Source organism: Paenibacillus sp. FSL L8-0158, from assembly GCF_038592965.1.
Classification (GTDB): Bacteria; Bacillota; Bacilli; order Paenibacillales; family Paenibacillaceae; genus Paenibacillus; species Paenibacillus polymyxa_D.
Genome location: NZ_CP151949.1, coordinates 1,131,181 through 1,154,447, shown reverse-complemented (window position 1 = coordinate 1,154,447; position 23,267 = coordinate 1,131,181). Strand labels below are relative to the sequence as shown.

General features: G+C 47.7%; 13 protein-coding genes. 1 reads left to right on the top strand and 12 read right to left on the bottom strand.

Translation table 11 applies throughout. The features are described 5' to 3' along the window. Positions 1–30 precede the first annotated feature (30 nt). The 9 genes from nifK to NSQ68_RS05125 form a co-directional block, all read right to left on the bottom strand. Positions 31–1,560 (bottom strand): nitrogenase molybdenum-iron protein subunit beta, encoded by a 1,530-nt coding sequence (gene nifK, locus NSQ68_RS05165; protein ID WP_342428191.1) that lies wholly within the window; start codon positions 1,558–1,560, stop codon positions 31–33. Further along, a complete protein-coding gene (gene nifD / locus NSQ68_RS05160; protein ID WP_029516062.1) occupies positions 1,557–3,005 on the bottom strand; it encodes a nitrogenase molybdenum-iron protein alpha chain in 1,449 nt (482 codons plus the stop codon). The genes nifK and nifD overlap by 4 nt, the downstream gene beginning before the upstream one ends. 88 nt (positions 3,006–3,093) lie before the next feature. Next, positions 3,094–3,960 carry a nitrogenase iron protein gene (gene nifH, locus NSQ68_RS05155; protein ID WP_023987270.1) on the bottom strand — a complete coding sequence of 289 codons (867 nt, stop codon included), beginning with the start codon at positions 3,958–3,960 and terminating at the stop codon, positions 3,094–3,096. Positions 3,961–3,966: 6 nt separating this feature from the next. Then, complete coding sequence (gene nifB, locus NSQ68_RS05150; protein ID WP_342428190.1) at positions 3,967–5,436, bottom strand: nitrogenase cofactor biosynthesis protein NifB; 1,470 nt, start codon at positions 5,434–5,436, stop codon at positions 3,967–3,969. Positions 5,437–5,707: 271 nt separating this feature from the next. Further along, positions 5,708–8,971 carry a GH32 C-terminal domain-containing protein gene (locus tag NSQ68_RS05145; RefSeq protein ID WP_342428189.1) on the bottom strand — a complete coding sequence of 1,088 codons (3,264 nt, stop codon included), beginning with the start codon at positions 8,969–8,971 and terminating at the stop codon, positions 5,708–5,710. After that, entirely contained in the window at positions 8,962–10,428 is a 1,467-nt protein-coding gene (locus tag NSQ68_RS05140; protein ID WP_342428188.1) for a glycoside hydrolase family 32 protein, read from the bottom strand. The genes NSQ68_RS05145 and NSQ68_RS05140 overlap by 10 nt, the downstream gene beginning before the upstream one ends. Positions 10,429–10,453: 25 nt before the next feature. Further along, complete coding sequence (locus tag NSQ68_RS05135) at positions 10,454–12,043, bottom strand: ABC transporter substrate-binding protein (RefSeq protein WP_342428187.1); 1,590 nt, start codon at positions 12,041–12,043, stop codon at positions 10,454–10,456. A gap of 60 nt (positions 12,044–12,103) precedes the next feature. Beyond that, positions 12,104–12,985: a carbohydrate ABC transporter permease gene (locus tag NSQ68_RS05130; protein ID WP_071639743.1), complete on the bottom strand. Its 882-nt coding sequence runs from the start codon at positions 12,983–12,985 to the stop codon at positions 12,104–12,106. A gap of 15 nt (positions 12,986–13,000) precedes the next feature. Beyond that, a complete protein-coding gene (locus NSQ68_RS05125; protein ID WP_307348036.1) occupies positions 13,001–13,963 on the bottom strand; it encodes an ABC transporter permease subunit in 963 nt (320 codons plus the stop codon). A 413-nt stretch (positions 13,964–14,376) separates the two neighbouring features. Between NSQ68_RS05125 and NSQ68_RS05120 the strand changes: the two genes are divergently transcribed. Further along, positions 14,377–15,420, top strand: coding sequence for a substrate-binding domain-containing protein (locus NSQ68_RS05120; protein ID WP_342428186.1), 1,044 nt, complete (start codon positions 14,377–14,379; stop codon positions 15,418–15,420). 341 nt (positions 15,421–15,761) lie between these two features. Here the strand turns inward: NSQ68_RS05120 and NSQ68_RS05115 are convergent, their stop codons facing one another. The 3 genes from NSQ68_RS05115 to NSQ68_RS05105 form a co-directional block, all read right to left on the bottom strand. Then, positions 15,762–18,305 (bottom strand): rhamnogalacturonan lyase, encoded by a 2,544-nt coding sequence (locus NSQ68_RS05115; RefSeq protein ID WP_342428185.1) that lies wholly within the window; start codon positions 18,303–18,305, stop codon positions 15,762–15,764. Between the two features lie 339 nt (positions 18,306–18,644). Then, positions 18,645–21,923, bottom strand: coding sequence for a DUF5704 domain-containing protein (locus NSQ68_RS05110; protein ID WP_342428184.1), 3,279 nt, complete (start codon positions 21,921–21,923; stop codon positions 18,645–18,647). A gap of 4 nt (positions 21,924–21,927) precedes the next feature. Then, positions 21,928–22,872, bottom strand: a complete 945-nt coding sequence (locus NSQ68_RS05105; protein ID WP_342428183.1) for a copper amine oxidase N-terminal domain-containing protein — start codon at positions 22,870–22,872, stop codon at positions 21,928–21,930. Between the last annotated feature and the right edge of the window lie 395 nt (positions 22,873–23,267).

The following is a 23,267-nucleotide window of genomic DNA, read 5'->3' as shown; positions in this document are numbered from 1 at the left end:
CTGCCAACTTCCATCTACGCGGTACAGCAATTAGCGCACCAGATCAAAGCTATGGTCCGGGGCCTGCTCTTCCATGACATCCAGTACGGTATTCACGAATTGGGTAAGCAGATTCAGCGCACCCTGGTAGCCGATAATCGGATAACGATGCAGATGATGCCTGTCGAAGATCGGAAAGCCCACACGGAGTAAAGGAATTTTCGCCTCTTTCGCTGCAAACTTCAGATGGGAACTGCCAATAGCCAGATCCACCGGGTCCTGGAACAGCAGCGAACGCATATGCCACAAATCCTGACCGGAATGAACCGTGGCTTCTGCACCGTAAGGCCTGGACTTCAGCAGAAGCTCTGCTTCCTTCTCAAATTTTCGGTCCCCATTGGAGCAAACAATATGCACCGGCTCCATGCCCAGCTCCAGACAAAAGCCAATCAGGCCGATGAGCATGTCCGGGTCTCCCGCCATAGCCACTCGTTTGCCGTGCAGATAAGCATGCGAATCCATCATGGCATCCACAATTCGGGCGCGCTCTTGCTTCAATGCCTCGGGAATCTCTCTTCCTGATAGACGACTGATCTCTTCAAGTAAGCGATCTGTAGCCCGGATGCCCAGCGGTGTGGAGATGGAGAACACCTGCTGCCCCCAGGTTTGCTTCATATAGCCTAATGTTTTACGAAGAGAGTACTGTTGGATCGCCAACGTGCCGGTAGCATCTGCGGCCTTGGGCACATCCTCAAGCGGCGTTCCCCCGTAATAGTAGCTGTACTCTCCAGTAGCCCCTGAATCAAAATTACTGCTGTGGTCACCCAGAATGGTATACGGTACACCGAACATTTCCAGTATGCGCCGCATTTCCGCAAAATTGCCCGTATACCCGTCAAACCCGAGCAGTACATTCAGCTTCAATTCATGACCAGGCTGCGCCGTCCGGCCTGACTTGTTATACAGCGTCTCCAGTACAGAGCGCAGCATGGCGTCATAGCCTGTAATATGTGAACCAGAGAAGCTGGGGGTATTAGCAAAAGGAACCGGCATATCCTCAGGAAGGGCTCCCTCCTGACGGGCATTGGCCAGGAAGGCGGACAGATCATCCCCGATCACCTCTGCCATACAGGTCGTGCAAACCGCAATCATCTCCGGCTGATACAAGGCAATGCAGTTCTCTATACCGTCAATGAGGTTGCGCATGCCGCCAAATACGGCGGCATCCTCGGTCATCGAGGTGGAGACGGCAGGAACAGGCTCTTTGAAGTGGCGGGCAAGATGACTGCGAAAATAAGCCGTACAGCCCTGTGAGCCATGAATGAACGGGAGCGTTTTTTCAAAGCCCAGTGCAGCCATAACCGCTCCCAGTGGCTGACAAGCCTTGGCCGGATTCACGACTACGGCTGTACGGGCAAAATTCTTGTCTTTGTATTCCTTGGTCTTGGTGTACTCCAGGGTGTCGGTAACCTCCTCCGGCGAACATGGGGCCTCGAAGGCTCGTTTTTCTTCACGCTGGCGTACATATTTATCCTGCCGAAACAGCTGATTGTGATCGACAATATTCGGACGCTCGCTCATACCGGCACCTCCGCAGTCTGCCGGGACGGCAGCAGGCTCCATACTGGACTGTTTATGGTCATATCCATATCACGTGCAAAAATCTTGAAGCCGTCAAAACCATGATAAGGCCCGCTGTAATCCCAGGAGTGCATTTGACGGAAGGGAATGCCCATTTTGTGGTACACGTATTTCTCCTTGACTCCGGCGCCCATTAAGTCAATATTCAGCCGCTGGGCCAGTTCCTCCAGCTCATAGGCAGTTGGATCATCGTACAGAATGGTGCCTTCTTTTACATCGGGAAACGTCTTTTCGTAATCATCTTTATGGGCAAATTCATAGCCTGTAGCCACAATTTCCATACCCAGATCCTCATAGGCACCGATGGTATGCCTTGCCCGCAACCCGCCAATCAGAAGCATCACCTTTTTACCTTCCAGACGTGGGCGGTATTTACGGATGACCGCCTCCATCTGCGGCATATATTGGGCGATGACCTGCTCACATTTTTCCTGAATCGTCTCGTCGAAGCGGGCAGCAATCGCTCTGAGGCTCTCCATCGTCTTGGTCGGGCCGAAGAAGTTATATTCCATCCAGGGAATTCCGTATTCCTGCTCCATCGTTGTGCACATATAATTCATGGAACGATGACAATGGATCAGGTTGAGCTTGGATTTATGCGCAATCCCCAGCTCATTGATCGTACCGTCACCCGACCACTGCGCTATGACCCGCAGTCCCATTTCCTCCAGCAAAATGCGTGAGGCCCAGGCATCACCGCCGATATTGTAGTCCCCGATAATGGAGACATCATAAGGCCCGCACTCCTTCAGTTCTCGGCGCCCCATTAGAAAATCGCGGATAGCATCATTGGCAATGTGATGGCCCAGAGACTGACTCACCCCGCGAAAGCCCTCACAGCGTACAGGAATGACCGGAATGCCCAGCTCCTCTGTCATCTTCTTGGCCACGGCCCCGATATCATCACCAATCAATCCGACCGGACATTCAGATTGTACGGAGATGCCTTTGGCCAACGGGAACATCTCCTTAATTTCCCTGCAGATCACCTCCAACTTCTTATCTCCGCCGAACACGATATCCTTTTCCTGAAAATTGCTTGTAATCTGCATGGCGGTAAAATTATCGATTCCCAATATCCCATTCGCATAATTGCGTCGGGTACCCCAACTATATTGTCCGCAGCCGATGGGACCATGGCTAATGTGCACCATGTCTTTAATCGGGCCCCATACCACACCCTTTGAGCCTGCATAAGCACAGCCCCTTGCTGTCATGACGCCGGGCCGTGATTTCATGTTGGACTTGATGGAACAGGTTCCGCAGTTCACAAGCTCCTCATCCGCGATCTCAAAATGCTTGGTCCGATCCTTCTTGGCCTTCTTGGGATATACCTCCAGTATCTCCTCTACGATCTGCTTACCCTTATCCACAATACTGCTCATTTGGCCTATTCCTCCCTCCTGCGAGCTGCGCGTTCAGCTCCTCCCATCATCACACGATGGTTCCGTCATTAAGCCTTCTGGCTGCAGCCTACTGCCCGGACGCCTCAGCTTTGTTAATTGCGGTTTCTTCATCCTCAATAATGCCGAATTCCATTAACAGATCCTCCAGATCTTCCATGGAAATGGGCGTGGGAACCGTCAGCATATCGTTATTCAAAATCTTACCTGCCAGCTCTTCATACTCCGCAGCCTGCTTATGTTCCGGGTTATATTGGGTAACGGTCATACGGCGCAGTTCAGCGTGCTGCACAACATTGTCACGCGGCAAAAAGTGGATCATCTGCGTGTTCAGTCTTCTTGCAAGCTCTGTGATCAATTCCGCTTCCAGGTCCGTATTCCGGCTGTTGCAGATTAAGCCACCCAAACGCACCCCGCCGCTGTTGGCATACTTCAAGATCCCGCGCGCAATATTGTTGGCAGCGTACATAGCCATCATCTCGCCTGAGCATACGATGTAGATTTCCTGCGCCTTCTTCTCCCGGATCGGCATGGCGAACCCCCCGCACACGACGTCCCCCAGTACATCGTAGGATACGAAATCCAGCCCTTCGTAGGCCCCCTCTTCCTCCAGAAAATTAATGGCTGTGATGATACCGCGTCCTGCACAGCCGACACCGGGCTCTGGCCCGCCGCATTCCACGTTCAGAATATCACCGAAGCCCTTCTGGACAACATCCTCTAGTTCCAAGTCCTCCACCGTACCCCTTTCAGCCGCCAGATGCAGCACAGTCTGTTGGGCCTTCGTATTCAGAATAAGACGGGTGGAGTCTGCCTTGGGATCACAGCCTACGATCATAATTTTTTGTTTGAATTTGGTCGCGAGTTGAGCCAGTGTATTCTGCGAGGTTGTCGATTTGCCGATACCGCCCTTACCGTAAAACGCAATTTGTCTCATATTTTCTCAGCCTCCAAAATGTTCAATGGGTGAATGCTTACTTCCCTTACTGCTTTGTACAGGATACATATAACGCAGAAATTTTACATATTCCAGAACGGACTCCTCAATATCCCCGCCGCACACAATAGGCAGCACGCCCGCTTCCTGCAATGCCTCTTTGGGGGCTTCGCCTATGCCGGACGACAGCAGCAATGCACAATCATGTACCATGTTAAGGATCTCCTTGATCGTCTCGGCCTTATCTCCATTGCAATCGGCTTTCCCGTGACAATAGGATTGCACCTTACGAATGCCTATGAAATTTACGATGGTCCCGTCACTTTCATAGATCATAAATTCCTTGGCACGACCGAAATGCTGATTCACCTTCCCTCCACCACGACTAGCCACAGCGATTAGGACTGGCTTTGAGGTAAAGCTCGCTTCAGGCTTATCCCCAGATAACGGGCAGCTACAACCAGCCCCGGTTGACGGTTGTTTGTGGTGTGATCGTCCCTCCTTGCGTTCCATTCTCACTCTCACCTTCTCATCCAGTTCTTTCTGAAATTGTGCCCTTGCCCCTTCATCCATGGGAGGAGCAGCCGCTATGTTCTCCCATGTAAAATCCTGATTACGGTCCTCGCCCAGCAGACCAATTGCATCCGCCCTGCACTGACGGCAGTGGCGCATAATGACAGCCCCCGCTTCAGCACATTGCTCCTGCAGCTGCCGGACCAAACGGGGACGGGGGGCCTGCATCCCTGCCTGCTCATACCGACTACCGGGTGCGATGATGAGCGGCATAATATTGTGCAGCACCGCGCCATGCTCCTTGACCACCCTGGCTACCTCCGGTAGATGGGCATCATTGACTTCGGGAATTAGCACCGAGTTCACCTTGCACAATACGCCTCTCGAAGCTAGCATCTTCAAGCCTGCCAGCTGGCGGTCAATCAACAGCCGTGCGGCCTCCTCCCCTGCATAGCGTTTTCCTTCATCGTAGACCCATCCATAAATGCGGCTCCCCACCACTGGATCTACAGCATTGATCGTGATCGTGACATGCGAAATGCCCAGCTCTACAATCCTGTCGATATGCCTGATCAAGGTAAGGCCATTCGTGCTGAGACAGAATATGACATCCTTAACTGTCTCACGAACCCGGCGGAAGGTATCGAAGGTCGCCTCCGCATTGGCCAGCGGATCTCCAGGTCCCGCAATGCCGACAACGGACAGCTGCATGAGCTGTGCCGCTACGCCATAGGTCTTGCTCGCCGCCTGCTCCGGCGTGAGCAGTTCACTAACAACGCCGGGACGGCTTTCATTGACGCAATCGAATTTGCGGTTGCAATAATGGCACTGAATATTGCATACCGGGGCTACTGGAAGATGTATGCGCGCAAAATAGCGATGTGCCTCTTCGTTATAACAGGGATGTCGCCTGAGTGTTTCTAATGCTAAGGGGGTTTCCGAGAGATCAGCCAAAGAGTCCATTCATTCCCTCCTCTCTACGTTATATTCCCTTACACAAACCTCTGTTTTTTTCTGGAATATAATTACATCTTAGAGACAGGGACAAATACAGTCAATTCACTTCTCCATAAAATCTCTGGCATTTATCCTCTTTTCACATATGTGTCAAATTTTACGTCAGGTAAAATATCACAACCTTTACATGTGCGCGGTTACATTTCATATTCTCAATGACACTAAAACGCAAAAAAAGAGAGTCCGTTAAGACGGCTCTCCTTCTGAAATAACAAATTCAAATTGGCTCGATCCTTACATGTTGGTAAAACGCCTGCCCTCCAAATACATTCACACCCATATGTCCCTTGGTAAACGTACCCTCTTCCAGGTCGATGACCTGCTCACCGTCTACATCAATGCGAATGTGCAGGCCCTCCGCCACGATTTTAATATGATGAAACATTTCCGGCAAAACGAATCTTGGAACCTTGGCAAGTACCTGCTGATCCTCGAAACGGCCGTCTTTTTTGTAGAACAGACGGATGGATTTCAGATTGGGGTCCAAATTCAGATAATAGCCACTCGATCCATCAGCATTAGCGCGGAAAATCATGGACCCAGCACTTCCATTTCCATACAGCTTCATATCAGCCTCATACGTAAAATCTTCCGCCTGCTCAGCAGCCATATAATTCGCATCGCTGCTATAGCTTCCTCGTATCCCGTCCGTTGTCACGATCCACCGCGATGCGGAAACATCCGGCTTCCAACCTGTAAGGTTGGTATGAAACACTCCGCCGTGCACCTTAACCAAGGTACTGCCGCGGACCTTATCCTCCGAATTGGAGGCCGTAACAACAGCTTCTCCTGGGGCAACCGCCTCCATTAGCGCACTACCGTCCTCGGACGCAGTGATCTTTACAATCTCAGGATGGTTGGAGACCCACATCAGCGAGTTTCCTTTTTCTCCAGACTCCTTCTCCACACTCGCGTACAGGCGCTTCGTCTGCTCCCTCGCAAGCTCCACATAAGTGTGATCCATGATCACTCTGGTGGACGAAGCATCTGGTACTCTCCAGCTGTTCCGCAAGGCATAAACATGGAGGGAAACAACTTTGACCACACCACCCTGGCTGTAAAAGCTCATTCCTCTTCGCGCCGAATCGGGCAAAATAATTTCCGAAAAGACGACTTCTCCATCATTCCCAAACACCTCAACCGAGGATTCGTCCACAATTATGCGCATTTGGATTCGATTTCCGATAGGTGCAAGTGATGCTTTATGAAGTGTTGAAAACAGACTGGAGAAATCAGTAAGCCCTGAATCAGCACGATTTACAAACATTTGTTGTGCGTCTGTTGCATAGCCGACTGCCGTTCTTTGCTCACCGCCATCTCGCACGTAAAGCCCGAATGTCGAGGCAGCCCCAACAGAAGGCAGTTCGAACTCCGCTTCAATCTCATAGGCACCTGCATTCAATCCTTCCAGTATATTCGGAGAAGATTCCGTGACACTTTGATTTTCTATCGAAAATAAACGGGAACGCAGTAAAGCCAGCTCAGATATCGGATGCTGTATCAAACGAATGCCTTCACGGGTTGTTTTTAGCGATAACTCTCTTGGGATGCTAAACTGTCCCTTCCAGGGAGAAGTCGGAAAGCTGAACGGATAGTCCCAATTCGTCATCCATGCCAACATGATACGCCGCCCGTCGGGTACATTGGAGAAGGACATCGAGGCGTAGAATTCTTTGCCCCAATCGGTTTTCAACACTTTCCCCGGTGAATGATCATTTTGAAATTTGCCATCAGGCATCAGTTCACCGATAAAATATTCCGCATCCGAGCCTTGAGTGTTCGTACTGGCTCCAGTGCTAATCATCAGCACCCATTTAGAAGTTCTTCCATCATCTACCGGAAGTCGAAATAGATCCGGGCATTCCCATACTCCACCACGTATATAATCACCATAGCCAAAGTTATCCGTCCAGCGCCAGTCTATTAGGTTGGTGGAGGTAAAAAAACGGATATGATCGCCTCCCGACACGACCATAATCCAGCGCTGATAAGCTTCATCCCACACTACTTTAGGATCACGGAAATCCCAATTGCCAGGATCGTTTTCACTTTGGCCTGGGTTCTCTATTACAATTGGACGGTCTGTCGGATATCGCCATGTCCGTCCTCGGTCTGTGCTGTAAGCAAGGCCGATTCTCTGGTTTCCCTTGGGCTGATCGGGATTAAAGGAAGTATAATAAGCAATCAGCCCTTTCCCGCCATAGTCGCCGAACAAGCCGGAAGTATTGGTTAGATCGGCTACAGCCGAGCCGGACCAGATATGACCAAGATCATTCCACTTCAATGCAAACGGAAGCCTTTTCCAATCCAGCAAATTCAGACTGACCGCATGTGCCCATTGTCCACCATCCTGATGGAACAGGTGATACTCCCCCTCGAAATAAACCAATCCGTTCGGATCGCTGGCTGAACCTCTGGCAGGGGAATAATGATAATGCGGGCGGTATTTTTCTGTGTAGTAATTCGAGACAGGCGTAAGGTAGAAATCCTGAAAATAAGCGATTCCCCCGGTCACTTTCAAGCCTGTAAATCCGTCGGTATTGCTGCTATCCACAATATCAATTGCCGCAGGCGTATAGCCATCTACAAACACCTGAATCCGCTCTCCATGAGCGATGATTTCCAAGTGGTGTTTGCCGCTGAACCCACCCGGATATGTCTGCGCCGACCTTGTCATCAACGTTCCGTCCGCCTTCTTCAGTTGTACGCGAACCAGATTGCCTTCGCCTTGCACAGAAGCAACATATCCATTCTCCCCATCCTGACTCCCTCTAAAAAATAGTCCTGCTTCCATTCCCGGTTCAGAAGGATTCAGCGTCACACTGCCTTCCAGCACCAGGTCAGCAGCTGCGGGGCCATATATTTGCAATGCACCCTCTGTACTTACACCCTCCGCCCTTAGCCTCCGCAGGTCAGGTTGCCATTTCCCACGGATCAGGAGCGGTTCGCTTACATTCGTATCCATATCACTGACTTGAATATTCTGAAATAATGCCGATCCATTCCAGACATTCAGCCCCAAATATCCTGATGTATAAGTCGTATCGACTACATCTATAATCGGGTTGTATCCCTCATCCCAGAACACTTTAAGACGGGAGCCCTCTACGCTCACCTTAAGATGATAAATATCTCCTTTTTTTAAATTGACCCGACGTTCCTCTTTCAGTTTTCCAATATCCCCGGCAGCATCCCGCAGCCGCAACAATCCGGTAGTCGGCACGATCTGGAGCATATAGGAAGACCACCCGTCCTCACTGGAACGGAATACTAGCGCAACAGCCGCCTGTGTGTCTGTGACCATCACATCCGCCTCAAAAGTAAAATCCTGAGACGTTGTTCCAGACATAGCCATCACATTTTCCTGCGGCTCCGCCCTCAGCAAAAGTCCCTGAATGTTATCTTCTATGTGCCCCTTCCCTTTAATCTTCCAGTCCGTCAGATTCGTTCGAGTGGTCGGGAACTCCCGCCTCACAGCCAACCCTCCAAAGCATAAAGCTCCAGCGAAAATAACGTCACCTGCTCTTCCGCTGTGAATATATCAAGACCCTTAGATTCTGCATCAGGAAATATTAAATCGGTAATCACCACCTGCCCGTGGTTAAAAAACACTTCAATGGACGAACGATCCACATACATATGAATGTCCAATCGGTTTTCTGCCGTTTCCAGTGTGACAGCATGTCTCCCTGCAAAGTCCTCATGAAAATCTGAACAGCCTGACCGTGTCCGGTCCACATATACTTCCTGTGTTTTGGAAGCATAGCCGACGAGCGTCTCCTGTTCGTCTGATACCCGCACTTTGAAACCGAAGTCTCTATCGGTCGCAAATTCAGCCACAAGTTCATAGCAGTCCAGCTGCAAGGCCGAAAATGCGGTCTGAATTTCAGCCAACGACGGCTCTTTCAGGGATAGCACAGGAGTCCTCAATCCTTCCAACTCCCGAACAGGACGCTGAATAATTGCAACTTTGCCGTTTCTCGTTTCCAGCGCGAGTTCTCTCGGAATGGACATGGCCCCTCTCCAGCGTTCAGTCGGTGTCAGGTTGGCATATCTCCAGTTACTCATCCACCCAATAAACAGGCGCCGTCCGTCCTCCACCGGGATATTTGACCAGCACACACCTGCGTAGTTATCTCTGCCATGGTCGAGCCAGCGGACCTGTTCGCTATCCTTATCCGCCACAAATGTCGTCCCATCAAATTCACCTGTAAAATATTGTGTTCTAGACCCTTCTCGAATCTCTGGAGTATCGCCAATACTTACGAGCATGATCCACTTCACCCGTGTTGGCTCTCCATCAACATAAAGTGGAAATAAATCTGGGCATTCCCACACTGCGTCATGGCTACCTATACCATGCCCAAATTCACTAGCAAAGGCCCATTCCTTCAAATTAGGAGAATGATAGATTCGAACCGTCTGACCACAAGCCAGCACCATCACCCACTGCTCTGTAGGCTTATGCCAAAATACTTTGGGGTCCCGAAAATCAATGCAATGCTCATCCTCCAACACCGGGTTGCCTGTGTATTTAATCCAACTCTTACCTGAATCGGTACTGTAGGCAAGACTCTGGGACTGCCGTATCTGATCCGTGTCCGGAAGCGAACCATGATGAGTGAAAATAGCAACCAAACCCGGTTTACCTCCAAAAAGTCCAGATGTATCCTGCTCATCCACCACGGCACTTCCCGAAAAAATCATCCCTTGCTCATCTGGCTCCAAAGCAATCGGCTGCTCCTCCCAGGTCACCAAATCAGTGCTGACAGCATGCCCCCAATGCATAGGTCCCCATGTTGTGCCAAATGGGTGATGCTGATAAAACAAATGATAACGTCCTTCGAAATAAACCATTCCGTTCGGATCATTCAGCCATCCGCTTTTCGGTGAAAAGTGATAGGATGGACGGTATTCATCTTGTCTAATCATGTTCATATACTCCAGCTCCCTCGAAAAAGAATTATTTACTTACGTTTCTGTCATAGCCAGCCTGTTTGATTTGCAACCATTCCTGTAGCCCCAGACTGTCCAGCTCCTGCAAATATTCCGGCCACTCCTCCTCGACCTTGCCATTCTGGTACCATTCCGTACGTTTTCGGAGAACATAGGCAAATAGATCAGTTTCAATGGTCGATAAGCGGTCCAGCTCATCTATGGAGAAAAACACTTTGGGATAATTATGATCCGCCTGCATATGAGGAACCATCACCTTTTTGAGCAAACCCAGTCTCCATGTGGCATCTTCCGGCTGCGTAGTGTATTTTCCGTAGTATTCATCCAATACAGCTAACGGCCCGCCAATGTTCGTTTTTTGTCTGATTTCCACCGGAGCTGATCCTTCCAGCGGTAAATGCTTCAGCATTCCCTTTGTCGTATCATACTCAAAAATATTTTTCTGCTTGGTATCCCCGTAAGTTCCCCAATTGTTCTGTATGGACTGGATCGGATCATAGAGCTGGTCAATCCACTTGGCGGTAGCTTCCAACTTCTTATTGGTACTGGTGATCACCATGCGACCCCGATCGAAGCCAATGCCATTCGACCGTGTAACATTTACATGTCCATCTGGACCAGCCAGTGGCGGCATGAGGTCATATTTTTTATTCGCGCCTGTAATATTCGCTTTATCCCATGTAAAGTACAGGCCATAGCGGTGATCCTTCCCTTTGGCCAGATACGTGTTCCAATCCTGCTGGGAAGACTCTATGTCCACCAGCCCTTCCTTGTATAAATCATGAATATATTTGACTGCTTCCTTATATCCGTTATCCGCTGCCGTAAATACGACTTTTTCATCGTTTGTCACCACTGTATGATCCCAGTTCTCTCCAAGACCAAAGGCTCCATATAAAAAGGCCAAGTCCTCGCCGCCGGGTTTATCTATAAACGATAACGGAATCTCGTCCGCCTGCCCGTTGCCGTTAGGATCTTTTGTTTTAAAAGCAATCAAGACCTGCTTCAGCTCTTCGGTCGTTTTTGGCATGGACAACCCCAGCTTCTTCAACCACTCCACATTAATCCACGGCAGATCATCCACGGACTGGATTGCTTCTTTTCCCGTTCCCAATTCTTCAATCCATGGAAAGGAGTAAATATGTCCATCCGGCGCGGTCAACATGGCCTTATATTCCGGCGATTGCTCCAGCACTTTTTTAAAATTCGGCATATGCTGTTCAATCAAATCCTCTACCGGAATAATGACGCCGTCTTTGGCCAACTTAAGCAGATCATAGTCCGAGTAGCCCGCGTCGAACACTGCATCCGGCAGATCCCCGCTAGCAATAGCCAAATTTCTTTTTTCAACAAACTGGTCACTCGTAAAGTTCTTCCAACGTATATGGATGCCCGTTTTTTCTTCCAGCCGTTTGTTAATCAGCTTGTCGTTCGGGTCTGCCGGAGCGAGTGGTGAGCTTTGAGTTAAAAAGTTGAGCGTCACTTTTCCATTCACATCTGTTGATTCGTTCTCATTAGAGGAACTGCTGCTTCCGCAGCCGGAAAGAACCAAGATCGCCGCCAGTGCGGCAAATGAGGCAGTTTTGACTGTTTTCATCTGGATGACCTCCATGGAATAAAGTAAAGAAGCATGTTGCGTATGATAAGTGCAGCCCTCTTATTTTAAGGAGCCGACCATAACGCCTTTCTCAAAATACTTTTGGAAAAAGGGATACATCACCAGTAGCGGAAGGCTGGAGATGACAATAGATGAATATTTGATCATTTCCGAAAGTCGTTTTAGCTCTGCCATTGCTAGTTGATCACTAATCATGCCTGGCATCGTCTGATTCTGGATCAGGATAGATCTCAGTACCAATTGAAGCGGATGCAGTTGTGGATTATCCAAATAGATCATGGCGTCGAAATACGAATTCCACTGACCGACAAAGGCATACAATGCAATGACAAAAATAATCGGCTTGGACAACGGCAGCACAATTCTGAAAAATATCGTCCAGTCTGAAGCCCCGTCCACGTTGGCAGCTTCTTTTAATTCATTTGGAACTCCTTTAAAGAAGGTTCGCGCCAAAATCAGATCCCACACATTGATCGCACCGGGCAGGAGAATGGCCCATACGGTATCCAGCATCCCTAAATTTTTGACCAGCAGGTAGGTAGGAATCAGTCCTCCACTGAAAAACATGGTGATGATAAACAATGTCATGAAGAAATTCCGTCCCACCAGGCTGTTCACCGATAAGGCGTAGCCGGCGCAAATCGAAACCGTTACGGAGATCAGGGCAAAGCATGAAGAATAGAACACCGAATTGGCAAACCCACGGAGCATCGCCGGGTTAGACAAAATTTTCCGATAGCCCTCCACACTCCAATCCGAAATACGAAAAGATAAGCCTTTACTTAACAAAACGGTCGGGTCCATAAACGAGGCAATGACGATATAACCCAAGGGAACTACGATAATTAAAACAGCCAGAGTGAGCACAATGTAATTCACGCTTAGGATGAAGCGATCCAGATTGGAATGTTTGACTTGCATAAAGAGGCTCCTTTCTTAATAAAGCCCTTCTCCCTCATTGAGCTTCTTGACGATAAAGTTAACGGTCAGCAGCAGCACTACGTTGATCGCGGAATTGAATAGCCCTACCGCCGCAGAATAGGCGTAATTGCCGGACTGCAAACCGACTTTATACACGTAGGTAGGAATAATTTCAGAAGTAGGCAAATTCATGGATGTCTGCATGAGATACGCCTTCTCAAATCCAATCGACATGATCCCTCCTGCTGCGAGAATAAAAACAATCGCCATAATCGGTTTAATCGTCGGTAAATCAATATGCCAAATGCGCTGGAGCAGATTAGCCCCGTCCAGACTTGCTGCATTATGCAGCTCAGGGTCCACATTCGCGAGCGCCGCTACATAAATGATTGATGACCACCCCGCTCCCTGCCAAATTCCAGACAGGATATAAATCCAGCGGAAATATTCAGGCTCTGTCATAAAGATCACAGGGTTGCCGGTCACCGACGCGATGATTTGATTCAGCGGCCCCGTCGGAGACAAGAAAATAAACAACATCCCCACAATAACAACGACAGAGATAAAATTAGGTGCGTACAATACAAGCTGGATATTCTTTTTCAATCCCGCTTTGCGGATTTGATTCAGCATAACCGCCAACAGGATCGGTACAGGAAAGCCCAGCAAAAGACCATAGAAGCTCAGCTTCAGCGTATTGAAGAAAATATCCGTAAAATTCGGCGAGTTCAAAAATTTAGCAAAGTATTTCAGCCCGACCCAGTCGCTTCCCCAGATCCCTTTGAGTGGGCTAAAATCCTTGAACGCAATAATCGCCCCATACATCGGGACATATTTGAAAAGAATCGTAAGAATTAGTGCAGGTGCCAGCAGTACATAAAGAAAGTAGTTCTTGTGAATATAGTTTAATTTGCTGCCAATGGACCTTTGCTCCCCCAGTTTGGCATTCCTTTGAGCTACCTTAGCCAAGTTTGCCATTTGCATTCCCCCAATCTGTCTGTAATCAACGTCTGTACACCAAATATGAAAAGGCTTACAATTTTCATCTTCAATTTACCAAATCGAAATATCATCCGTCAACAACTTTTGTAAAATAATTTATTTACATTTGACCAAAAATAATTGTTGTTAATCTACATTTTTGTAACAATAAATGATAATGGTCATAGCCCATACTCCAACTTTAAAAGTTAATCGTTGACAATGACTCTTTTCACTTCACCAATACACAATTACAAAAGTAAAAATAATTTGGTCATTTGTAATGTTAACATTGCTATTTTATGCGAACTATTATACATTTAGGATACATTTTAGGTCTGAACGGAGAGCCGTAAGAGGAAATTGTACCTCTCAGGCAATCCATTTATTAGTGAAGGTGGAACCTGTCTATGAAGAAAGAAAAAGTCACCATTCAGGACATTGCTGACGCTTTGGGAATCTCCCGAAATACCGCGTCCAAAGCGATTAACGGTAGTGATAGCATCCCGGTTGATACTCGGAACAAGGTCATTAAAAAAGCGATAGAACTTAAATATAAGCAATTTGCCTATGTGGAAACGGAGAGCATCATCCCGAAAAATCAAGGTAACATTGCTCTGGTCACATGCAATCTGCCGAACAGCTCACATTTTGGTTCCTTGCTCATCAGTGGTCTGGAGAAAAGAATAAGTGCAGAAGGGTATAATCTATCGATCCATATTGTGCGGGAAAATGAAATCCATGCAGGAACACTTCCTAACAATTTTGAAGCCTCCAAGGTGGATGGAATTATTTGTATTGAAATGTTTGATCCACAATATACTGAACTCATTACGGATTTGGGACTGCCCACGATCTTTATTGATTGTTCTGTGGACATTTCTTACCCTGATATGAAAGCGGATTTATTGTTGATGGAAAATGAACATAGCGTTTATTCTGTCACCAAAAGCCTGATTGATCGTGGATTTACGCGGATCGGGTTTGTCGGGGATTATAAGCATTGCAAAAGCTTCAACGAGCGGTGGGTTGGATATAACAGAGCTTTAATCGAAGCAGGTCTACATGTGGATTTATCTTGCTGTATCGTCGATCAGGACCGAAATTTTTTCTCCGAATCGGATTGGATGGATAAACAATTGGAAGGCATGAGCGTGTTACCGTCTGCGTTCGTGTGCGCCAATGATTTTATTGCCGTCAGTGTCATGAAAGCGCTCAAAAATAAAAACTTGAAAATTCCTGACGATATTGCCGTGTTTGGGTTTGATAACGCTCCTGAATCTCGGATTGTGGAACCTCATTTATCCACCGTGCATATCTACAACAACGAAATGGGCATTACGGCGGCTGAGATGCTATTGGCGCGGGTCAAAAATCCATCCCGGCCTTATCAAATCACGCATATCAGAACAGAGCCGATATTTAGAGAATCCACTCCAGTGTTACAAATATAAAAATGAAAAAGGTGTTCTGACGACGCTCCGCGAACGGAACGTTGCTCCAATCGCTGTTGTATCCGGATTTTATTAAATAGCCTAGTGGTAAAAATCCAGATACAAAGGCGACCGCTGACGCTTTTTCGCAATCGTTCCGTCCTCTCCGCTACTTTCAGCAGATTTGCTATTTTAGAGATGTTCTAAAACCAGAAATGCCGATCTTGGATAGAGTCGTCTATACTCTTAAACTTAAGAATACAAAAAGGCAAGTCTCTAAAAATCAGAGGCTTGCCTTTTTTCTAAATCCATTAACTAATCTATACGCCGAAATAGAATCTTAGTCTTCAGCTAGTCGTTTATCAATCCTCTGCTGAAACTACAGGAACTACTGGAGCTGCTGACTCTCCCTCTATTTCCTTCGCTCCTATTTCCGTTTCATCGACTTTCGTTTCATCGACTTTCGTTTCATCGATGCTCGTTTCTTCAACTTTCATTTCATCGACTTCTTTTTCATCTACCTCCGTTGCTTCTATCTCATCCGCTTCGTCACTGCTTCCATCATTCATCAAGGCTTTTGGCGTGTAGAGTTTGGGAATCGGCACATTTGCCCAATCCATGTCGGATGCAAAGTAGAAGCTCGTATAGGACGGCTGGTTATAGCCGGTATTTTGACGCGCCACATCCGCACGATACTGCGGATCATGCATCAACGTGTACAATTTATGCGTTGTAGGCTCGGTGCTCAAATAGATACGAATCGCTGAGCTATCCGCTGTACGGACAAGCATTTCCTCGCGCCAATCTCCGAAAATGTCGGCTACCAGCGATGGAGTTCCTTTGGTATAGTTGTTCGTTTTAGTTCCAGTAGCGGTCAGCAATGTACCTCGTTTCCAATCTTCAATGGTTGGGGTTACATCAATTGCGCCGTTTACGATCTGTGTGGTCATATCGGCTGCCCATTTGATACTCATATTGGTACCCGGCATCTTCGTATCCAGCTGTTTACCCGCTGCGGTCCATAGGCCTATGGCCCAAGTCTCCAGACCTCGCTGATCCGGGTCTATGTCACCGACCATGCCCCGACCTGTATCCTTGCCGGAATATGCCCCGTAAATGATTTCACCCGTTTTGGCATCCCGCAAAGAATAGCCATATGGAGCGTAGGTGCCACCTTCATGTACCATAAAGATTTCTTTGCCGGGACGATCCGGGTCAATATCGGTTACATGCAGCGCGTCGCCGTGTCCCAATCTGGCGGTTTGACCCGGAGTTGCGCTTTCAGGAGGCATGACATCAAATGAGCTGTACAACAGGCTGCCATCATGGTCAATCGTGGCGGAACCGTATACGATTTCGTCCTTGCCGTCACCGTCCACATCCACCACGCTCAAAGAATGCGCTCCCTGTGTGGTCAAAGTGCCAAATTTCGGGTCCGTTCCATCACGCCCGTGCGGACTATCGTTAAATGGATTGGTCATTGGAGTCCAGCCACTGTCCACCATCCAATGTTTTTGGAGATGGCGACCATCCCATGTGTAGGTGGCTAAAGTGGAACGCGTATAATAACCGCGTGCAAATACGGCGTACGGCTTGCGTCCGTCCAGGTAAGCCACACCTGCCAGGAAGCGGTCTACACGGTTAGCAGGTTCAATACGGGCCATGGCGTAGTCTCCCCACATAAGACCGTCATCATGGCGCTCTGGCTCATAGCGAATCGTCTCCAGCTCGGTACCTGTTTTTCCTTTAAAAATGGTCAAATACTCCGGTCCATCCACAATGAAACCTTCATATTCTCTCAGCTTGTTTTTGTCGCTCCGCGCAGGAGCATACACATCCATAAAGTAGTCCGTCAGGCTTTCCGCATCCTTTCGGGATAACGGGTAATTGTACTTCGGAGCGATGCCAAAGCATTCCTCCAGCGTAGCAGGCCATTTTCCCTTGACCACTTCTTCATGCTTCGTCCAGTTCATGAACATGTTCACCACATGCTCATAATAATCCGAGCGACTCAAACGGTAATCGTCCTCATGTGTAATCCCTGCTTTGCGATCCTCACGTGGCAGAGTAATATACTTTTCTTTTTTCGGCTTGCCCTTCTTATCAAAAGAAATCGTTTTGGTCCCTGGAGCCGTTTTGAACATCAGCTCGGCTTTACCATCGCCGTCAAAATCGTACACCATCATCTGTGTATAATGCGCACCTGATCGAATATTCACGCCTAGGTCGATCCGGTACAGCAGCTTGCCTTCGGCCGTATATGCATCGACATACGTATTTCCGGTATACCCCTTCTGAGATACATCTTTGGAGTTCGACGGGTCCCATTTTACAAAAAATTCATATTGTCCGTCTCCATCCACATCCCCCACACTTATATCGTTGGCCGAATACGTATAGGATTCACCTGCGGGTGTTACGCCATCGGCAGGCTTTTGGAGAGGAAGTTCATAGTAACCCTGTTGCCATGGCTTCACTTTGGCGCTACGATCCTTTTCTCGTCCATTAACGACTGAAGCTACTCTATATACCGATTTACCATTTCCTTCCTTATCCACATAGTTGGTACTGTCAGTCACTGTCGCGATCTTCTTACCGTCACGGTATACGTTAAAGTCCGCTCCTGTCAGTCCCGTTGAACCGTAACCGTTCACTTCTTGAGCCAATAATCGCCAGCTTAAAAATACCCCCTCCTGCGTCACCGCAGCTACCAGTCCGCGATCCAGCTTTTCCAGCTGGATGCTGCCGCTACGGTTCTGTTCAACTGCGATTGCTGATTCCGCCTGCAACGTCGGTTCGGACAAGTCTTCCGCAGCCACTCCTCCAGTCGTCCCCGTCATCGCCAGCATTGCTGCCAACGCGGCGGTCAAGCTTCCCTTTCGCCATGCGCCTTTCCCTTGAGCCATCCAGGTTGTCCTCCTCAATAGTATTGTGATGACAAGCTAATCCCCGAAATGATTGCGCTTACATAAATTAATTCCCTATTATTATAGTTTTGCCGCTCCCTCAAACGCGTTTAAATATCCGAGGATTTCTCTACACAAAACCGTGTTGTTTACTCATTCCAAATAAAACAGCCCCCACCAAGTCTGTATGAAAACAGCATGTCGAGAGCTGAAGATAGGTCTAAATATTCGCATAAACGCAAAAGGGAAATAAAAAAACGGACAGTGGATTGTTTCCATTGTCCGTTTTCGTATTTTTCGCGCTAACTATTGATAAGGATTCGTCTTGATTACTGCAAGTTAGTGAGGAACAAATGAACTAAAATCGTCCCGGCTGGACTGATCTGCATGATAAAATACTACATCCCCGTCCTGTAAATGAAAGGTATGCCCGTACGGGTCTTTTATCTCTCTGCGGTAACCCTCCAGTTGCCACTGGTTCAATAGCGGACCATTTATATACTGTAAATGCGGATGCTCAGCATCCCCTTGACGTAGTGACTCCACATTAAAGCGGACGACGATAAAGCCCATTTTCTTGAATGTATCTGTATGCTCGTTTAGCTCCTGACGGCGACTGACCTCGCGCAAATCTGTGCCTTTGGTGACTGCGTACACATCAGCAGGCAGGCTATATTCACCATACCAGCGCTGAATCGACGCATTAGCGCGATCCACGTTGACCCCATCCGGCAGGTCTGTCTTCGGACCAATCAAGGTACGCACAGCCGCAGGCAGCACCAGCCAGTCGTAACGTCCAATCCAGGTCTTGCTGCGTGAAATACGGTGAGCATACAGAGAAACATAGCGCTCCAGCGTCGACTGGCTTTGCTGTGCTTCACTCAGCTCATGCTTGTATTGGTAGGCTGCCGTGTCCTGCATTTCCTCCATCGGCACATTGCGCAGCCGTTCATTCAAAATAACATATCGCTTTTCCCGGTCCTCCACCGATCCCAAACGGATAAATTTTCGGTTGCCGGAATGTGTATACAGATCCACCTCTTCCCGCTGTCGCCCATCTTTGCTCACCCAATAGAACGATGGCGTGATGCGAATACCGTCCTTGGCGCTAAACATATTGCCTTTGGTTTTGAGATCAAACTTGAAATGATAACCTGTCTTGACCGCCACATTTGCATAACCTTCATATGGGTGACTGCCGGGGCGAACGGGCAAGGTGAATGGTTCCGGGTTCCCTCTAGGCAACCCGTCAATATTGCCAAGCCCCGTCCAATAGGACAGGCCGCTATGCGTGGGGCTTCCTTTTCGTTGCCGAAACACCCGCTCCCAATGGTAATCGGCAATATCCGTGATATGAAAATCGTACATCCGTCCGATCACCTCAATATTTACCACATCATTGGCAACATGATGGGCGATATCCGTGTTGGCATGGCGCTGTTCGGTGAACCCGTCCGGTGCATTTTCGGCAATGGTGCGGAACTCAACTGTATAGTTGCCTTCATCGACCCATACAGGCAAATAAAAGTCTGTGTCCAGCTGCAGCACTGGAATGTCGATCCAGGTACCTCGCGGATAAAAATGCATCTTTCCTTTGTCGTACACATCGAACGGAAAGCGCACCTGCTTGGTTCGTACATATTTGGCAAACTCCCGATCACCATAGCCAGGAATATTCAAATGTGGACCTGCTGTTGAAATCGTCACCCGGAAAGGACGCTCCAAAATAAGTGCGGATCGTCCCTTCGTAGGTTGGGTTTTCTGATTATGAGCAGCATCGTCCGACACACTTGAAAGATTCACCACGGGCGTATGGACGGTCACGGTGTTGATCCCTTGGATCGGCAAAGTCTTATCTGCACCGCCATTGATATTTCCTTTTAAAATCGCATAGGTAATGTCACCGCTACTTGATGTATTGGGTTTATTGATCTTGTGCTTTTCAATCATATGACCCGGGCTGTACAGGATATCCGACCCGATTTTTACGGGTTCAGGGATTTTGCCAGGAGTCGGCCCCTTTTCCTTGACACGCTGGTGGTCCATGATCGTTTGACCGTTGAATTTCACAGTATCGTTTTCCACTTCCACGTCTGGTGTAGCCTTCTGGGCCACAGGCTCCAGTGATCTTTGTTCATTGGGCACCTTCGGCATACTCTTGCCACCATAAATATAAAGTGAACCCCCATCGACGATGCCCGGAGAAGGAGCCGGATAGTATTTTCCGTTGGTCGCTGATTCTACAGACGGCGGCGTGTAATTCCGTGGTGGAATCGTTATACTACCTCCCGGCAGTGCATAGTTGCGTAGCTGCGCGTTCTTGATACCGTACACCTCAAGGTTGTCGATCACCCAGTAGGAGTACGGTTTCACAATTTCGTATTTGTAATACTCCACGACCTTCATGTGCCGGGTATCGTTGATATCTTCCCATTCCAGATCATACGTGCGCTTCAGCTTGACGTTGTAGGTGCACTCGCCTTTGAGCTGTTGGTAGGTGTTTTGAAAAAGGTAATTCCGAGTTAGCACGTTTCCGTACAGGCTTTCAGAAGTTGGAATACCCTTGGCTACATCAAAACGTGACGCGCCTCGCTGATCGGCTTTAATAACGGCAGATACTGTCGGGTCCAATTCGGCAGTTTCCAAGCGCAGACCTGGAACGGGGCGGGAGCAGACAACACCTTTCGTTGGCTGTTCATGATCTTGGCAATGTGAGGGTGCTCCCTCTTGGCTTTCTCCAGGCTTAGGACAGCCCCGAGCTTCTTTGTAATACAAATAAGCGGTAAACTGCTCAAAAGAACCGTCATAGGTAAACCCGGGTACAATTCCCGGCAAAATATCTCCGTTTGGCGGTTTAGCTGTCGTGCTTTTCTTATAACCCACATACTCATATTTCGGGTTGGTTGGCGGGGTAAAATCATACAGTTGATCAGCTTTTAGTTCATCTTCTATTGGCGAAAACACGTTGTTAAGAGATTTTCCATCAGTGGTAAAATGCTTGACGATCAGACCACTCTCCAGTTCGATCTTGAATAGAATGGGCTGATAGATACGGTACGCTTCTACTTCTTTGGCACAAGTAGGACATAACTCATCTTTTATATTCTCAGGTCTATCAGCATTCAACATCATGTTAACAGTGATTGGAATGACCGTAGTATCAGTACCAATACCTTGATTTTGAAACGGTCGGATATCTGAATTGAGAGTGCCTTGACTAATATGTGCAAAATAACGGGAGTATTTATCTGGCCTAGATTTCTCAAAATATTCGATATAATCCCTGTTTTGCTCATTTTTTATAGGATCGTATAAAAAAGCTTCGACGTTTTTTATCTTTCTACCTGGGAACTGGAACTTATATGTGAAGTTAGCTTCCCCATGTAGTCCCTTGTTTGGCTCTTTCTTTTGAGTTACCCAGTCACCATTAGTGTTTCGCCACATGTCAAAGTACATCATGCCAACAAAGTAGCGGTCATTCTTAACTGCAAAGTAGGACAACGGCGTAATTTCCGTTTCGGCTACCGCCTTGTTTGTGGGAAAAGAAAAGGGTGGGAGCTGCAACAGTAGCAGTACCCCCACCAGCAATACAGCCAGAATGCGTTGTGTCTCCCTCATATGCTTAATTACCCTTCCACGGATTGACCATTATCGGAATATAGTTATCCGCAGCGTAAGCAAATCCAATGTATTGGATATCTTGAAGTTTCAAGGATCTGTAATTCTTCACACCTTGGAACGTCTCATCTGACGTAGAATAGATCGGGTAATACAGCATTTTCGTTCCGTCTCCATTATCTGTCGTCAATTGACTGACTTCATTACGAAAACGAGTGTCGTTAAACTTTGTGATGTAGAATATATCACCTACTGTTGATTTAGTTTTGGCTCTTACCTTTAGGTAAGGCGTACCTTTTGCGTTAGTGTACGGTTCAATTGAATATATGTCCTCAAGAAGCTTAACTGGTAGGTCTGAATGTTTAAAAATCATTACCTTATCATAAGCTCCACCATAAGGTTTTTTGAGGATGTAGGGATTAGATGCAATCGCCTTCTTATACGGTTCAATGCTGACTTTTTGGACTCCTTTATCCTCCAGCGCAGCAATTTCCTTCTTCCCAATCCAGACCCAGCGGCTGATCTTATCCCACTCTACCGTCTGTCCCAGACCCTCACTTACCAACCGTAACGGCACAAAAGTACGGTTTTGCTTCAAAATAATCTTCGTTTCATACGTTTTGGTCTGCCCATCCACGGTAGCGGTGTTTTGACCCACTGTCATGTTAACAGCATGTACATCATTTTTAATCGACACAGCCAATTGACCGCCTGTTTTCTCCCAGCCTACCTTAGCCCCTAGCGCTTCGGATACAAAACGAATCGGAACCATCACATAATCGTTACTATCCTGAAAAGGTTTGGCGTCTGGAAACTGTATTTTTTTCGCGTTTAACAAAACTTCAATGGGTTTGGTGCTGCTTGCCGCCTCCGTCGTTGGAATCATACTTGTCGCGCCCCATAGTAACGTGACTGCAGTCAAACTCAACATCCATTTTTTCATACTCATCTCTCTATCCCCTTTTTGTCAGCTTAAACTTAAACTATGTATATCATCTCTAATCTCATAAACTTATCGCATCCCCACTTTCGGAAAATACTGGATACAACTTATATATTATAGGGTTTCCCTATTACAAAATCTATAAGAAAAACTTCTAATACAAAGTATTCCAAACAAATAGACTCTATTGAGCAATCCCTCCCCCTAAGTCATAGAACTGACTCTTAAAAAAGTTATATTTCTGAAAATCCCAACAAAAAAGGGCTGCCTCTCCCCTATGAAGGAAGAAACAGCCCGTGTGCTTCACGCGCAACAAAACTATGAATATATCAGCTCATACCACCATATGGATTATTCCAGCATCATCCAATATTTCTTACATCATAAATCATACCGGACGA